At 45.4% G+C, this 14,700-nt stretch carries 12 protein-coding genes; 7 read left to right on the top strand and 5 right to left on the bottom strand.

The window, feature by feature from the left end:
• Positions 1 to 79: 79 nt before the first annotated feature.
• Positions 80 to 1,396: a sensor histidine kinase gene (locus BMY75_RS11935; protein ID WP_074834100.1), complete on the bottom strand. Its 1,317-nt coding sequence runs from the start codon at positions 1,394 to 1,396 to the stop codon at positions 80 to 82.
• Complete coding sequence (locus BMY75_RS11930; RefSeq protein WP_081350538.1) at positions 1,393 to 2,067, bottom strand: response regulator transcription factor; 675 nt, start codon at positions 2,065 to 2,067, stop codon at positions 1,393 to 1,395. Before BMY75_RS11930 ends, BMY75_RS11935 begins: the two co-directional genes overlap by 4 nt.
• A 514-nt stretch (positions 2,068 to 2,581) precedes the next feature.
• Here BMY75_RS11930 and BMY75_RS11925 point away from each other — a divergent pair.
• From BMY75_RS11925 to BMY75_RS11910, 4 genes are all read left to right on the top strand, one after another.
• The gene (locus BMY75_RS11925; protein WP_074834098.1) at positions 2,582 to 4,384 is read left to right on the top strand and encodes a glycoside hydrolase family 44 protein; all 1,803 of its coding nucleotides are present in this window, start codon (positions 2,582 to 2,584) and stop codon (positions 4,382 to 4,384) included.
• A gap of 226 nt (positions 4,385 to 4,610) precedes the next feature.
• Positions 4,611 to 5,468, top strand: a complete 858-nt coding sequence (locus BMY75_RS11920) for an NPXTG-anchored protein (RefSeq protein WP_074834097.1) — start codon at positions 4,611 to 4,613, stop codon at positions 5,466 to 5,468.
• A 38-nt stretch (positions 5,469 to 5,506) separates the two neighbouring features.
• Positions 5,507 to 6,946, top strand: a complete 1,440-nt coding sequence (locus BMY75_RS11915; RefSeq protein ID WP_074834096.1) for an ABC transporter substrate-binding protein — start codon at positions 5,507 to 5,509, stop codon at positions 6,944 to 6,946.
• Positions 6,947 to 7,192: 246 nt separating this feature from the next.
• Positions 7,193 to 7,984: a helix-turn-helix domain-containing protein gene (locus BMY75_RS11910; protein WP_081350537.1), complete on the top strand. Its 792-nt coding sequence runs from the start codon at positions 7,193 to 7,195 to the stop codon at positions 7,982 to 7,984.
• A gap of 362 nt (positions 7,985 to 8,346) precedes the next feature.
• Here BMY75_RS11910 and bglS read toward each other — a convergent pair whose 3' ends face one another.
• From bglS to BMY75_RS11895, 3 genes are all read right to left on the bottom strand, one after another.
• Positions 8,347 to 9,156, bottom strand: coding sequence for a beta-glucanase (gene bglS / locus BMY75_RS11905; protein WP_074834095.1), 810 nt, complete (start codon positions 9,154 to 9,156; stop codon positions 8,347 to 8,349).
• Positions 9,157 to 9,298: 142 nt separating this feature from the next.
• Positions 9,299 to 10,120 (bottom strand): TIGR02452 family protein, encoded by an 822-nt coding sequence (locus BMY75_RS11900; protein ID WP_074834094.1) that lies wholly within the window; start codon positions 10,118 to 10,120, stop codon positions 9,299 to 9,301.
• Positions 10,121 to 10,165: 45 nt separating this feature from the next.
• A complete protein-coding gene (locus BMY75_RS11895; protein WP_242940231.1) occupies positions 10,166 to 11,899 on the bottom strand; it encodes a sensor domain-containing diguanylate cyclase in 1,734 nt (577 codons plus the stop codon).
• Between the two features lie 240 nt (positions 11,900 to 12,139).
• Here BMY75_RS11895 and BMY75_RS11890 point away from each other — a divergent pair, with 240 nt between their 5' ends.
• The 3 genes from BMY75_RS11890 to BMY75_RS11880 all read left to right on the top strand — a co-directional run bounded on the left by BMY75_RS11890 (position 12,140) and on the right by BMY75_RS11880 (position 14,649).
• Positions 12,140 to 12,679 (top strand): hypothetical protein, encoded by a 540-nt coding sequence (locus BMY75_RS11890; protein WP_074834092.1) that lies wholly within the window; start codon positions 12,140 to 12,142, stop codon positions 12,677 to 12,679.
• A gap of 47 nt (positions 12,680 to 12,726) precedes the next feature.
• Positions 12,727 to 13,389, top strand: a complete 663-nt coding sequence (locus BMY75_RS11885) for a hypothetical protein (protein ID WP_074834091.1) — start codon at positions 12,727 to 12,729, stop codon at positions 13,387 to 13,389.
• A gap of 90 nt (positions 13,390 to 13,479) precedes the next feature.
• Positions 13,480 to 14,649: an FprA family A-type flavoprotein gene (locus tag BMY75_RS11880; RefSeq protein ID WP_074834090.1), complete on the top strand. Its 1,170-nt coding sequence runs from the start codon at positions 13,480 to 13,482 to the stop codon at positions 14,647 to 14,649.
• Positions 14,650 to 14,700: the final 51 nt, after the last annotated feature.

The raw sequence follows: 14,700 nt of genomic DNA, 5'->3' as shown, positions 1-14,700 counted from the left end.
AGGTTTTCTTCTATGATTCAGAGTATAAACCCTCAACCTTAAACCTAGCTTAACCATTTTTGATTCTTCCATATTTTTTTTACAGACACCTGAGTTTTACAGTAAATACGATCTTGCCGTCCTCAGCCTTGCAGGATATTTTTCCTTTGTGGGACTCGGTTACGGCTTTGGCTACCGACAATCCTATGCCGTAGCCTGATTTTGTTTCACCGTCCTCGCGCTTACGGGACTTATCTGCCCTGTAAAAGCGGTCAAACAGGCGTTCGGGCTGTGAAGGAGGCTCTGCACAGTCGTTCTTAACCCGTATGACAGCGTGTCTGCCGCTTGACGTCTTCTCGACGGAAGCTTCTATACTGCCGCACGCATCACAGTACTTAACGGCGTTTTCGGTAAGTATGGATACGAGCTGTCGTATCGATGATTCATCGCCGTTCATGCGGATACCTTCCTGAGTGCTGATAGCAAGGGAAAGTCCCTTGTTCTCCGCAAGTGTCCTGAAAGGTCCTGCGATATCGGCGAAAGCGTTTGATAGATCGAACTCGGCAAATACGAGCTTTACGCTCTCTTCGTCCATTCGTGACAGCCTCAGCAGATCAGCTATCAGTCCGTTGAGCCTTTCGATCTGATTCTTGATACTGACCGTCCACTCGCTGGGCTCGCTCAGCATCTCAATAACTTCGGTATTAGCCTGAATTATCGCCAGCGGTGTCTTTATCTCATGCCCCGCATCAGTTATGAACATTTTCTGCTTTTCGTAGTTCTCGATGAATGGTCTGACAGCGAACCGTGAGCACACGATTATAAGCAGGCAGACCAGCAGCCAGCCGCCTATGGATATCGCTGCTGATATCAGCAGGAAAAGGCGCTGTGTGCGTATGTCTTCGCGGCAATCGAGAAAGACGAACAGCTTTCCTCCAATGGTATCCCTGACCTCAAAGCGGTAATTGCCTTGAAATCCCGAGGTCTTACCCGAAAGGCTGACCTCTTCGGCATAACTGAGTGCCTCGGCAGAGGTAACTGCAGCTACATGACCTGTATTGATCTCCACCGGTTCAAGTTCCCTGTTATAACGGACGTAGAAGTACCTTGTCTGGTAACGGGTCTCCTCATTGAGTTTGAAGCCCAGATCCGGAAACCGTTTGTTTTCGCCGTTCATATCAGGCGGGAAGAATCGCCCTCCTCCGGGAACGCTGCCGTTGTTGTACATCTGCTCGCGCCACATACCGAATTCGGGAAAATCTCCGTCATTCTCGCAGAGAATATTCATGAGCTGCGTCTGGCGCTTGTGCATCTCGCCGATATTTATGACGTTTATCAGCCCTACGACGATAAGTTCCACCGCAAGCACGCTTGCAGCGGCTATCAGCACGAATTTGCGCCGCAGCCTTTTTATCATTCTCTGACCTCCAGAGTGTATCCGACGCCTCGGCTGGCTTTTATCTCAACATCGGCGCCTACCGAAGCAAGTTTTTTTCTGATATATGAGATATATACCCACACCACACTTATCTCAGCTTCCGCGTCAAAGCCCCATATCCTTTCCATCAGTTTTTCTGTGGAGATGAGGATATTGCGGTTGAGCATAAGCATCTCCAGAACTTGAAATTCCTTGTTGCCGAGCTTTGTCTCACCGTTTTCGGTTGATATTACAAATCTCTCCCTGTCCAGCGTTACATTGCCGACTTTCAGCGAATTAGGTGAGAATTCGGTCTTGCGCCTTGTCATGGCTCTTATCCTTGCCAGGAGCTCACCCATGGCAAATGGCTTGGTGAGGTAGTCATCAGCCCCCGAATCAAGACCTGTTATCCTGTCTTCTACCTGAGATTTGGCAGTCAGCAGCAGCACGGGAGTTTGTATACCCTTTTCGCGGATACGCCTGAGCACAGTGATACCATCAAGGCCGGGCATCATGATGTCAAGTATCACTCCGTCATACTCAGCACCTATGATATAATCATAAGCGTCGTTTCCGTTGTACACTGCATCGACAGAATAGTTGTTGTGTTTAAGGACTGCCACCAGGGCATTAGACAGTTCCTTTTCATCTTCGGCAAGTAGTAATCTCAAAGATATCAGCTCCTTTGCATAGTTTTAATTGATTTATTTTTACCATGCACTGCTTAAAATTAATTTAAATTTTAAATCATTATACCATATCTCACCCCGTTTTGCAAGTTGATTTGTAAATCTTTTGTACTTATTCAGCCTTTTGTACAAATATATGCCGCGAATTACACTTTTTATGATAACATCAAAAATTAGCAAAATCAAGCACGATATTGCGCAAATACGCGGTTATTCTGACAGTTTTTGCTTTACTGACTGAAAAAATAACAAAATTTCGTCATATACTATTGACGAATCGCGATTAATATGATACAATGAAGCTGGTATAGTATTACTATTTAAGAATGTTCTTTATCTTAACCGCTACCACAGTATAAACTGTAAAAGTAAGAATAAGGTTAGAAAAAAAGCATCTTCATAAGTTATTTAATCATTATTTACTTTTTTGATATTTTTAACAATACTACGTGCTGTGTTCCTCAGCGGCTCAGCATTCACATATTCGGAGGAACCAATGAGAAGATTCAAAAAAGCTGCTGCCATAACAGCAGCCGCAGCTATAGTCAGTATATGCACAATGGGTGCAGGTGCTGAGGGCGGATCTGTGGATATAGTCGTTGATCTTTCAAAGGATAGCAAGGAGATATCACCGTATATCTTCGGGGTCAACGAGGAGCTGATGGGAACATCGGTCATGCCTACCGCGATACGCGCTGGCGGAAACAGATCATCTGCCTACAACTGGGAGACCAACGCTTCAAATGCAGGCTCAGATAAAGATCATTTTTCAGATAACTATTTTCCGCAGATGATGGATAAAGAACTTGCAGATGTTCCAGGTGCTATGTCAATAAACCTCAAAAGAAAATGCGAGGAAAAGAACAACGCCTATGCTATGACAACTCTCCAGCTTGCGGGATATGTTTCTGCTGATATGAACGGTGCGGTGTCAGAAAGTGAGAAAGCACCATCGGACAGATGGAACAAGGTGGAGATCACCAAGGGCAGTGATCTCGCAGATACACCCGACCTCACGGACGGGACTGTATATATGGACGAGTATGTGAACTATCTTGTAAAGACTCTTGGTCCCGCCAAAAACGGTGGCATACAGGGGTATTCGATGGATAATGAACCGTCACTGTGGCATATGACCCATGCGCGTATGCACCCCGAGCAGTGTACCTGCGCGGAGATAGTCGAGAAGAACACAGCTATGGCAAAGGCAGTCAAGGATATAGATCCCGATGCCGAGATATTCGGGCCTGCACTTTTCGGTTACAGCGCTTTTGATACTTTCGCTTCGGCTAAGGACTGGAAGGATATCAAGGCGGAAAGAGATGATTACCACTGGTTCGTGGACTACTACCTTGACCAGATGAAGAAAGCCGAGGATGAAACAGGCACCCGTCTGCTGGACGCCCTCGATGTTCACTACTACACTGAAGCTAAGGGTCCATGCGGTGAGCGTTCATGTAAGCATTACAGCGATGAGGCATGCGTTAAAGCAAGGTTCGATTCTGTGAAGAGCCTTTGGGACGATACCTACAAGGAGGACAGCTGGATAACCGATACGGGCGGAACTTTCCTGCCGCTGCTTCCCAATCTGAAGCAGTCCATCGACCAGTATTATCCAGGGACGAAGATAGCCATTACCGAGTATGATTTCGGCGGAAGCTACGATATCTGCGGAGCTATAGCCGAAACAGATGCGCTGGGCGCATTCATGGAGAACGATGTTTATCTCGCGACGCTTTTTGCAATGGAAGCAGATTATCAGTGCGCAGCGATAAACCTGTTTACTAATTTTGACGGCAACGGCGGTCACTTCGGTGAAACGCTGAGACATACCGAATCCAGCAATTTTGATATATCGTCAGCTTACGCTTCCACTTTCGGTGACAACAGTGATGTTGTGACGCTGGTGGTAACGAATAAGTCATTCAAAGACAAAACTACAGCGAATATCAAGATCAAGGGTGGAGAATACAGCTATGTGCATCTGTACGGGCTGAACAATTTCGCACCGCAGGTATTCGATATGACCGACAGCAATGATGCCGTTCAGGTGATGGACAACACCATAACATACACAATGGAACCCGAGACCGTGTCTTTGCTTCTGATAGCAAAGGACAAGGACTGCATACCCGATTTATCTGCAGGGATATCCAATGAATCGGAAAACTCTGCTGTAGAAAAGAAAGAAAAGACTTCTTCAAATAGCAAAGGCGTGATAGCTGCTGTTATCGGAGCTGTTGCTTTATGCGGTGCAGGATTCGGAGTATTCCGAGCTAAGAAAAAGAAAAAAACTTGATCGTATTAAGTTTTACGCCGAAGGGAGTGATGTACGGCAAAAGTTGACTAAAAGCCGAAAGGAGTGAGAAAATAAGGAGCAATTGGAGAACATGACTGAGGGTTATGTTAGATTTTCGATATTTAAGTTTCATTTTTTATATAAAAAAGTCAATTTTTAAGCTATAATTAAGTCAAACTAAGGGCTACGAACGCCCTTGCTAAATAGTTTTACGGAGGAAATAAACATGAAGGCAAAAAGAATTTTTGCGGGACTTTCCGCAACAGTAATCGCAGCAACAATGGCAATGACAGCATCAGCTACAAAGCTGACTGATAAAGTATACCCCAGCGAAACTGATACAGATATCAATGACGCATACTATAGCATTGGTGCTATGGGATTTTACATGAACAACAATTGGAAGTGGAATCAGAGCGACTGGTTCGGTATCGATGCAGACGGAAAGATCTCTGTTGAGTACCATATAAGCAAAGTACTTACTGATACTACTCTGTCAGACAAGGGTAATCTTGGTGAGATGGGCGTTATGGTATGCAACGTTGATAAGGCTCTTACTAAGGCAGGCCTTGACGAGACAAGCTATCCTCTCGAGGTTAAGGTTACCGAGGCTAAGTTCGTAGCTGAAGACGGAACTGAGACAGTTTTCAACGATATGCTCAATATAACTGAGATGGAGCGTGACGCTGAGGGCGATATCAGATTCCACATCCGTCCTGCTGAAAAGGTGAATGAGGAAACCGGAGCGGTTGAGCTCCCCGCTAACCCCGAAGTTGCAGGATGGGATGAGGAAGGCGCTTTCGAAGGTGGTACTCTGTACTTCTCACTTGACTTCGGCACACCCAGCGCAGGAACTACAGATAGCACTGCTGAGTCCAAGACCGAGTCTAAGACTGAAAGCGCTGCAGATTCCAAGACTGAGAGCAAGTCTACAACAACCAATAACGGCACAGCAGCTACTTCTTCCAAAGCTTCCGATGCTACTGACAACACAAACTCCAACACAGGTGCAGCTACAGGTGCAGTTCTGGGTCTGATGGCAGTTGCAGCAGCAGGCGCTATCGTTGCTAAGAAGAAGCACTGATAACCGATGACCAAAGGGTCAACACGGAGGGATATAATATGAGAAAAATTAAGCTTACAGCAGCAGCACTTCTTGCACTGGCACTTTCTATCGGCATGGCAGCCTGCAATTCAGGCAGCAGCGATGATTCAGACAAAAAGAGCGGCGACGCTTCTTCTATGCCTGAAAAGAAGCTCGAAGAAAACCAGCAGGACATTGTAACAAGACTTGCCGGCGAAATGGATGACAAAGAGCTTGCAAACAGCGAGATCGTTTGGTTCTCTTTCTACGATATCAATCCGACAGCCTCGGCTGACAAGGATATCGGTGTCGATCTGGCGCTGTTCCAGACAAAGTACAACGGCAAGATCACATACAGGCAGACCACTTGGGAAACTAAGTTCGACGACCTCGCTAACGCCATTCTTTCAGGCGATTCACCCGACTTTATCGGTGCAGACGATATGGACGTATTCCCCAAGGGTGCCATCAAGAACATGATCGAGCCGATGGATGATTATGTCGACTTCGACAGTGCACTGTGGAGCCCGATGAAATCTGCTAATGACCAGTTCATGTACAAGGGCGGTCACTATGTGGCAGTTTCACGTGTTGACCCCAGTTATATCTGGATATATAATAAAAATGTAATCGAGGAAAATGGTCTCGAGGATCCCGCCGAGCTTTACTACAACGGTGAGTGGAACTGGGACAAGCTTTCAGAGATGTGCGTAGAGTTTACCGACGAAGAACTTGACAAGTGGGCTATGGACGGCTGGTACTACGAGAACGCTCTGACTGAATCCTCAGGTAAGCCTCTGGTAGGCATGGAGGATGGCAAGATCGTCAACAACATCAATACTCCCGAGCTTGCAAAGGCTCAGAACATGATGTACAATCTTCAGAAGAATAACGTCGTATACCCCAAGCATCTGCACGAGTGGAAGGTAAGAGGCGACGTATTCGGTACAGGTATCGCTTCCGGCGAAACACTGTTCTACCCCATCGGTCTTTGGGCAATAGAGGACGCGCCCAGCACTACCGCTCCCTACGGCGATCTGTCCGCAGGTGAAGTAATGTTCGTACCCGTTCCTTGCGCTAAGGATTCCGACAATATGTATGTTCCTTCAAGAGTTCACGGCTTCTGCATTGCTAAGGGTGCTAAGAATCCCGAGGGCGTTGCTGCTTGGCTCGACTGCACAAGATATGCAGAGATCGATGAGGCAGCTCACCAGATCACTCTTGATCAGTATAAGAACGACTACGGCTGGACTGACGAAATGCTTAAAATGCGCGACGAGATTTATGCAAGAGCTGCTGAGCATCCTGTATTCGAGTTCGCACAGGGCGTTTCCAGTGATTTGTCGAATCTGACTGATAATATAATCAAGAATTCTATGAACCCTGCTGAGTCATACACCTGGACCTCTACTGTTGCTGAGAACGAGAAGGCTCTCGATTACCTCATCAAAGAGGCACAGGAACAGACTGCGGAATAATATGATCTTGCTTTAATATCCTTCATTTTTATATTCCGGTTTTTCAAAACGGCGGGCTTTTCCAGTCCGCCGTTTTGGTTTCTCGAAAATTTGTATATTTTTTGAACAAATAGTGTAATTTTGTCACATTTCACAGAATATCGGGATTGAAATTTGTCATGGCCTGCGAAATTCTGTGAAATCTGACAAAGATTTAAGAAGAGCAGCTTAATAACGAGCTGGCTTAGTTTTGACAAGGAGACAAAAATGTGGTATGATATTGTTAAACAGACTTCTGTGAAGGGGGCGCTCTTCGTGGGCATCAACAAGGAACTTTCCCATCGTGAATTTATTCAGCGCGAAACGGGTGAAACTCACTCGCCTTACGAAAAGGAGTTGGAGTTCTATTCTGCTGTGGCAGCGGGCAATATCGAACGAGTTCGCAAGCTGTATACTCCACTGGCTGTTGAAGGTTACGGCAAGCTCAGTGATGATCCCGTACGCAATGTAAAATACCATCTAACTATCACGATAGCGCTGATAGCAAGATTCTGCATTGAAAAAGGTCTGCCTACCGAGACCAGTTACACTATAAGCGATATTTTCATCAACAAGCTTGATGTTGCCACTGATCTCATTCAGCTTGAGGATATCCACCGCGAGGTGTTTATTGAATATGCAAAGCGTATGCAGAAAGTAAATTCCGGCAACGCTTATTCAAAGCATGTTCTGATGTGTCTGGATATAATCTATGACAACATTTACAATGGTGTGCGTGTTCAGGAAATAGCTGACAGGCTCGGGCTTACTCCCCAGTACCTCTCGAAGCTTTTCAAGCAGGAGGTTGGCATGACCATATCCGAATACATCATGTCCAGGAGGATCCAGGCGGCTGAAAATATGCTGAAATTCTCGGAGTACACTCCGCTGGATATCGGCAATTACCTGAATTTCAGTTCACACAGCCATTTCATTTCCTGCTTCAGAAAGCACACTGGTCTGACACCGAAGCAGTACCGTGAGAATTATTTTCGCATCAGCTGGCAGGACAGAGAATAATTCTGTCCTACAGCAATTTTGAAAAAAACGATGAGCCATAGTATTTCTGATGTGGATATCAGGAATGCTATGGCTTTTCTTTTTTGGAAGTAGCTGTTCTAATCATTTGGGATAGTCGGATATTTGCTATGATTGGTAGTTTGCTGGTTTTTGCCTGTCCGGCGTTAGGAACTTTTCGCGAAAAGCTTGAACAAAAGCTCTCTTGTTTGGCATTCAGCGAAGGATAATGTTTTTCAAACCGCAAAAGAAAAGACCCTCGGAAAGGGTCTTAGTCTTTGCCGGACGCGGGTGACGTCCGACGGATATATGGATATGGTTGGGTATCATTGCTCCCCTTGCGGGAAACAACGGAAGATAGCTTATTATTCAGCTGCTGTGAAGCGTGCGAACTGATATTCTGCTGTGATAGGAGTTGTGCCGTCGTATTTACCGAGCCAGCCGTCAACGCCCTTGCCGTTCCATGCATTCATCATGATCTTGCCGGGAGTTACAGGCAGATTCTCGGTTGCTGTGTAAACAGCTTCGCCGTCAACGTACCAGGTGATAGAATCCTCTTTCCACTCAAAACCGTAGGTGTGGAATTCTTCGGAAGCATCAAATCCAAGGTCGTAGAGGTATTCGTGATTGCCCTTGCCGTTGGTGTAATAGTTGAACTGAACCTTAGTGGTATCCTTTCCTAGGAACTCGATATCTATCTCGTCCCAAGGATTGCTGTCGGAAGGACCTGTATAGGTGAAGAAGGAGGATACAACACCTACATTCTTCATAGGCTTCATGCTGACTTCGTAAAGTCCGTAGCCGTAGAAATCGTTAGAGCGGTATTCAGCCGCATTGTATTCGTCCTCAATAACACTGCTGATAGTCAGCTTCATCAGACCGTCCTCAAAGGTAACGTTATCCTTTTTCCAAGTGCAGTCGAAGGGCGAGCCGTTAGACCAGCCATCGGAACACATAAAGCTGCTGGATTCACCTTTTGAGAAATCAGCCAGAACGGTGTAAGGACTGTCGTCCTCAGTTACTTCAGCTGCAGATTCAGTCTGCTCAGCAGATGATACCTCAGCGGCGGAAGATTTTGTTTCAGCCTTGCTGCTATCGGATGATTTTGTATCCTGACAGGAAGCAAAAGACACTACAGTTAAAAAAGCAAGCATTGATGCAACTATTTTTTTCATGTGAATATCCTCCGTTCACTTCATACTATATATTCCGTATTATTTACCCTTCAATCAAACCTTTGTAGTCGTTTTCATTGAGTATATAATACATCTTTTTCCGAAAAAACTATATCATGTAAATAATTTTTATATCAAAATTTTAACTCAACCGTGATAATTTATCCTTGAATGTTTCGCGGAAGGCTGTTACATTTTTTCCGTCTGTTTTGCCGTATACAGCAAAAACTATGTGGGTGAAGCACTTTTCATAGCATTCGTCTATGAGAACTTTTCTGAAATACTGTGATACTTTCTGCGGAGAATTTCCAAAAGCGCCGCAGCCCCATGCACCAAGAACGAGCTCTTTACAGCCATGCAAAGCCGCTGTATGCAGCATTATCCTTATACGGCGGGTCATGGTGCTTTCAATCAGGCTGTCTGAAGCAATAATTGCTGCACCTCGCCTGTTTGGGGCAGGTATGGTGATGACTGACACCTTGAAAGGTTTAGCTGTCAGCTGCAGGTCACTGTCTCGAATGACCCATACCTCAGGGGAATAGAGCATATGATCTGATTCTACCTTGCTGAGGTGAGTGTTGTTGTAGCGGTACATTTCGCTTGCAGCCTTTGATGATATGGAACTATAAAGGGTACTGCACCTGCACAGTGCTTCTTCCTGAGCTGACGCACCCAAACGGAAACCTCCGCCTGCATTGTGGGCATTTGCGAAGTTCATAACCATGGGTTCATTCAAGCGCTTGGCGGCTTCAAAGGAATCTTCGCAGGTGACTTCGATGATACAAGGCGAACCCACATGGTATGCCGAAATATCCTCTTTCAGAATCGCCTCCCCCATCGCAGGAGTTATAACCTCAACAGCTGATGTATCGTGCTTTGGCAGAGTGATCTTTTTACCATCGACAGTGTATTCAAGCTCGGAAGAGATTTTTATCGTTTCTTTTGCTATCGCGATATTATTCATATGATCACCTTCTCAAAAAAGCCGGAAACGTATCTGGGCTTATGGTCATACAACAACGAATCTGTTCTTGCCGCCGTGTTTAGCATCGTAAAGTGCGGAATCTACACGTATCAGAAGTTTATCCAGAGTGTCGTCCGCTCTGGCTTCTGTCACGCCGATACTTATGGTGCGCTTCCCTGCCAATAGGAAATCTATCTCCCTGAATGCCTCACACATCTTCCCAGCTGCATCGATGGCGCTGTTGACGTCATTGGGCAGAAGCACCATGAATTCCTCACCGCCCCATCGTCCTGCGGAAGCAAAATTACCACGGCTGGAAATTCCGTCTTTCAGCATTTTAGCAAGACCGATGATGACATTGTCACCCTCGTTATGACCGTAGGTATCATTAACGGACTTGAAGTTGTCGATATCTATCATTATCAGCGAGAGCTTTTCACCGCTGATAAGACGCTCATTTATCCTGCGCTGTATCTCGGCACGGTTGTAAAGCTTGGTAAGGCCGTCACGTATAGCGGATTCTTCAAGTTCACGGAATGCGGCGTTTATATAGTTCGCCAAACGGTTTATCAGCGCCATTTTACCTGTGAATTCACTTTCATCTATCTCAAGGGCCTTTGCAGGCTGATCGTCAGCAAGACCCTCACGCATACCTACAAGCACCATAGTTACGTTATGCTGATTTACATACTTATCGGTACGCAGGAACTCACCTGAGGTATAAAAACCGGAGGTAGGCGCGATGCCGCCGAAAGGCATGGATTCCTTGGATATCTCATTATTGCCCCAGAAGCTTCGTCTTGCGGCGCAGGAGAATATCTGCACTATCTCGGGGCGGAAATCACGTATCCTTACACCCTCTTCGCGGACACTTTCCAGTATAGTGCCGGGGTCGCCGTAGGCAAGCTGTGCAAATTCATCGGACTCCATATCCGAAGTCATGATTAGCGAACCGTCTTCAAGGCTGGCGGTTGGAGCACGCAGGATATTTATGCCGTGGCATTTATAGAAGAACGGGAATTCCAGCGAGTGGTTGAAGAAGTGGGCATCGTTTTTGATGTTGAGGTATTTATAGTAAACATCATAGGCAGGTGCACCGTCCAGTTCATAGAGCCTGCTGCCCTCGGAACGGGTGACATGGAACACCTTGCCGAGAGGTTTCCAGCCTGTGACATACGTCGAATCTATATCCAGATCTTCGCCGCCCAGCAGCCAGAAAACTACTCCACCCGAAGAGATACCGCAGCTTTTTGAGAAAACGCAGGCTTCCTCATTGTTGATATCCGAAGCAAAAGCACCGCCGCCGAATATCTGTATATCCTCTCTTGCCTTGCTGAGATTCTCACAGAAGACAGTCATGGACATACCACGGATAGTAGTCAGAAGTTCAACCGCCTTGACCCAAGGGTTCTCTTCAATAATGCGAAGTAGATCCCCTGTTACGCTGTCGGAAGTTTCCGCCGAGAGTTCATACTGTCTGAACAGCATTTTAGTAGATGGATACTCAAATACGGTGCAGATGATGGAGATATCATTTCCTGAAAATTCTCCGCCGATGATATTACCGTTTGTCGAACATCCGAAATACTCAGCCTGCGGCAGTTCTCTTTCGATCACGGAACAGATATTTTCTATCTTCTCCCTATCCACCTGTTCTGAATATATCTGAAAAACTATATGTGAATAAACACTGGAATCACACCAAAGACGAATTTTAGTAAGCTCGTTCTTCAGCGTGAAGTCGTTATAATAATCAAACTGAAATTGTCTCAACGACACTGCCTCCATTCAGTAGAAATCAGTTATATTTATAGAATATTATAACACATTTTTTCTAAAACTTCAAGATAATTTTAATATTTTTTCAATTTCTTTGACTACTGTGCCCATGTTAGCATTTATGTCGCAGTTCATTTTCAAAACTGCATGACAATATGATTATACATGAAATTAGTTATCACGGATTGACTTTTTGGTTTTAGCTTGGTATAATATTGATAAGCGAGGTGAAAATGCGCTATGAAAAACAAAGACTATTTAAAAAGCATAATCCGCTATATTGAAGATAACGAAGAACTTGCTGACTATCTTTCAGGTGAGTGTGACTTCGATATTGAAGATGACGAGGAACTTGCAGATGATCTGAATTTCCTTACTGAGAACACCGAAAGCAATTACAAGCTCGAACCTTTTGCCTGCGATGGTGAAGGCGGTATTTACGCTCTGCTTGACGGTGAGATGGTTGGTATGATAGATTCAGAGGGACAGGCAGGGATAATCGCTAAAAATATCCGCGACTTTTTCAGCATAATCATTCACTGCGGCTGCCTTGAAGATTTCGGAAAGTTCGATTGGCTGGAAGATCCTGATGAATTTTCAGAACATTTTATTGAGATCGAAGATGATTTTCTGGAAGATTTTTCAGAAGAATTTCAGCTTGAGAACGATATGCAGAAAATATATCAGATGTTCAGAGAAGCTGTTCTTACACAGCCACAGTTGAAGATCACTGCAACATCAAGCGACTATGAAGATTACCAACAGATATTTGAAATGTAATGGTATAATAAATAATTTCGTATACAGCAGCAAAAGGAGGCGGTCACGTGAAAAAGAACTGGCTGGTATCTCCGCCTGACAGGAGCGGAAATATCCCGAAGCATGGCAGAGGCAGACAGACTATGGAAAATCTTGCACACAATACTGCAATATTCGCAGACAGCAAACGCAGACCTCTGCACGGACAGCGTACAAAGCCACTCTGCGATATGCGATACGGCACATATCCACTCAGCTGGAACGGCTGTGAACTAATCGCCTGCTATAACTGCGCTGTTCTTCTGGGACGTGAGATAACATTTCCACAAGTGGTGTTCGAGTTTGAGATAAACAAGATGCACTATATTTTCCCCAACGGATACTGGGGAACTGCCCCGAAGAAGCTTTGGTACTTTTTCAAAAAGCACGATATGCCTTACCGATCCTACCGCGACGGAGGAGAGTTTGCGAAATACGCAAAAACCACGAGAGCATCCTGCGGGATAATCTCTTTCTGGAACAACGAGCGTTCGACTGCGAAATTCCACGGGCTTGATTTTTTCAGCGGCGGACTTCACACCGTAGCATACAGATACCGCGCAGGGCGATTCTACGTATACAATCTCTATGGAAAAGATACGTCTGTGCGCACCTTTGTGGATATAAGCGAAGTATACAGTGACAATCGGTTTATCATAGGGTATATTTTTGACGGCGATATCAAGTATTGATATTTCTCTGAAATACTATGTTTGGTTCAGGTTGACAATGAGCTTGCAATGTGATACAATAAAAGTATACAAAATTTGGAGGTAATCACAATGACAGAAATCAAAATTTCAGAAAGCATAGTATATATAGGTGCTGACGACAAGGATCTGGATCTTTTTGAAAGTCAGTATGACGTTCCCAACGGTATGGCTTACAATTCTTATGCTATACTCGATGAAAAGGTTTGTATCATGGATACAGCTGACAAGCGCGTCAGTGATGTATGGCTGGCAAACGTTAAGAAAGCTCTGGGCGACAGAAAGGCTGACTATCTGGTAGTTCAGCACGTTGAGCCCGACCATTCCGCAAACATCGCAAAGCTTATGGCTGAGTATCCCGATATGAAGGTCGTTGGTAACGCAAAGACATTCACCATGCTGGGACAGTTCTTCAATATACCCGATATCGGTGCTCGTTCTGTAATAGTTAAAGAGGGCGACACACTGGAACTTGGCAAGCATACCCTGAAGTTTTTCATGACACCTATGGTACACTGGCCTGAGGTCATGATGACATTTGAAGTAAGCGAGGGCGCTTTCTTCTCCGCTGATGCATTCGGTAAATTCGGCACTCTCGATACCGATGAGGACTGGGCTTGCGAGGCAAGGAGATACTACTTCAACATTGTCGGCAAGTACGGCGCACAGGTTCAGGCTGTTCTTAAAAAGGCGGCTGCGCTGGATATCAAGATGATACTTCCTCTCCACGGTCCGATACTGACCGAAAATCTGGGGTATTATATTGACCTTTACAATACATGGTCTAACTATGAACCCGAGAACAAGGGCATATTCATCGCTTGTGCATCGATACACGGCAATACTCTCGCTGCAGCTGAAAAGCTGAAAGAAATGCTGGAAGCAAAGGGCGCTGAGAAAGTCTCCCTCTCCGATATAACACGTGACGATCAGGCTGAAGCTGTTGAGGACGCATTCCGCTATGACAGATTGGTGCTGATGTCTTCATCATATGACGGCGGCGTATTCCCTCCTATGGAAGAACTGCTGATGCATCTGCGTGACAAGACATACAGAAACAGGAAGATCGCCATTGTTGAGAACGGTTCATGGGCACCTTCTGCTGCAAGGGTCATCAAGAGCTATGTTGAAAAGTTCAAGGATATAACCCTTATTGAACCTGTTGTTACCATAAAGTCTGCACTTAATGCCGAGAGCGAAAAGGCTCTGGAAGAGCTGGCAGACGCGCTGACTGCTAAGTAATATTAAATACAAACAAAATACCCCGAAGCATTTCACAGTGCTTCGGGGCTT

It is taken from the genome of Hominimerdicola alba, assembly GCF_900109655.1.
GTDB lineage: Bacteria > Bacillota > Clostridia > Oscillospirales > Ruminococcaceae > Hominimerdicola > Hominimerdicola alba_B.
This window is presented reverse-complemented; position numbering and strand designations above follow the sequence as displayed.

What these genes read in the sequence shown, in the direction of transcription:
- BMY75_RS11925 (WP_074834098.1), top strand. Translation starts at nt 2,582, where the DNA reads ATGAGAAGATTCAAAAAAGCTGCTGCCATAACAGCAGCCGCAGCTATA.
- BMY75_RS11915 (WP_074834096.1), top strand. Translation starts at nt 5,507, where the DNA reads ATGAGAAAAATTAAGCTTACAGCAGCAGCACTTCTTGCACTGGCACTT.
- BMY75_RS11900 (WP_074834094.1), bottom strand. Translation starts at nt 10,120, where the DNA reads ATGAATAATATCGCGATAGCAAAAGAAACGATAAAAATCTCTTCCGAG.
- BMY75_RS11935 (WP_074834100.1), bottom strand. Translation starts at nt 1,396, where the DNA reads ATGATAAAAAGGCTGCGGCGCAAATTCGTGCTGATAGCCGCTGCAAGC.
- BMY75_RS11910 (WP_081350537.1), top strand. Translation starts at nt 7,193, where the DNA reads ATGTGGTATGATATTGTTAAACAGACTTCTGTGAAGGGGGCGCTCTTC.
- BMY75_RS11890 (WP_074834092.1), top strand. Translation starts at nt 12,140, where the DNA reads ATGAAAAACAAAGACTATTTAAAAAGCATAATCCGCTATATTGAAGAT.
- BMY75_RS11920 (WP_074834097.1), top strand. Translation starts at nt 4,611, where the DNA reads ATGAAGGCAAAAAGAATTTTTGCGGGACTTTCCGCAACAGTAATCGCA.
- bglS (WP_074834095.1), bottom strand. Translation starts at nt 9,156, where the DNA reads ATGAAAAAAATAGTTGCATCAATGCTTGCTTTTTTAACTGTAGTGTCT.
- BMY75_RS11880 (WP_074834090.1), top strand. Translation starts at nt 13,480, where the DNA reads ATGACAGAAATCAAAATTTCAGAAAGCATAGTATATATAGGTGCTGAC.